Source organism: Cryobacterium sp. RTC2.1 (assembly GCF_035018685.1).
GTDB lineage: Bacteria > Actinomycetota > Actinomycetes > Actinomycetales > Microbacteriaceae > Cryobacterium > Cryobacterium glucosi.
Genome location: NZ_JASJXJ010000326.1, coordinates 1 through 849, shown reverse-complemented (window position 1 = coordinate 849; position 849 = coordinate 1). Strand labels below are relative to the sequence as shown.

General features: G+C 66.3%; 1 protein-coding gene and 1 pseudogene. One reads left to right on the top strand and one right to left on the bottom strand.

Annotation, left to right across the window (positions count from 1 at the left end; translation table 11 throughout):
• The coding region (locus QN357_RS19115; RefSeq protein WP_323505415.1) for an MsnO8 family LLM class oxidoreductase at positions 1–351 on the bottom strand (351 nt) is incomplete at its 3' end.
• 225 nt (positions 352–576) lie between these two features.
• Here QN357_RS19115 and QN357_RS19110 point away from each other — a divergent pair.
• A pseudogene (locus tag QN357_RS19110) lies at positions 577–849 on the top strand (hypothetical protein); the annotation flags it as partial.

Sequence of the window (849 nt, the reverse complement as noted above, 5' to 3'; positions counted from 1 at the left end):
CGCGCCGTCGGTGCCGGGCGCCCGCCCGATGCCGAGGTCGATCCGGTCGCCGTAGAGGGCGCGCAGGGTGCCGAACTGCTCGGCGACGACAAGCGGGGCATGGTTGGGCAGCATCACGCCGCCAGACCCGACCCGGATCCGCGTCGTCCGCGCCGCGATCCCCGCGATCAGCACGGGCGGCGCGCTCGAGGCGATCGCCGGCATGTTGTGGTGCTCGGCCACCCAGAACCGGTCGTAGCCGAGCTCCTCCGCACGCTGCGCCAGACGGATGCTGCCGGCCACGGCCTCCGCGTTACTGCCGCCCGCGGGGCGGCTGGCCAGGTCGAGCACGCTGATCGGCAAAGTTTTCATCTTCTATTCAAACAACGTTTGAACGTGCGAGATTCCCTGCTTTGCGCACCCCGCCGGTGCATAACTCCTGCAAACTCTCGGAAAACCCCGCAAAGTGGGCACTTTGGGCCTGTTTCGAGAGGATGTGCAGGAGTTATGCCGTTCCTGAGAGTCTCTCCGGATCTGACCAAAGGCACATTCGATTGGATACAGTATCACCACCAACAGCACACGATAGGCCCGGCCATGAATCAATTACGTGACCACACCGTCATTGATGCCGGTTCCAAGTCTTCCTTCTCGCAGCGCGAACGCGCCGACCAGGACCCGATGCCCTCACACGCGTTCCGAGCGATGGCATTGCTCGACGTGCGCGGACTCACCGTGGCCACCGCCCGTCCGGGCACTCGCGACCGCGCCGCAACGCCCGGTGAACAAGAGGTGTCCCGCGTCGCGCTCACCCTGATGCAGGGCGAGGCGGTGGCCCTCGTCGGCGAGTCCGGCAGCGGCATGACCGCC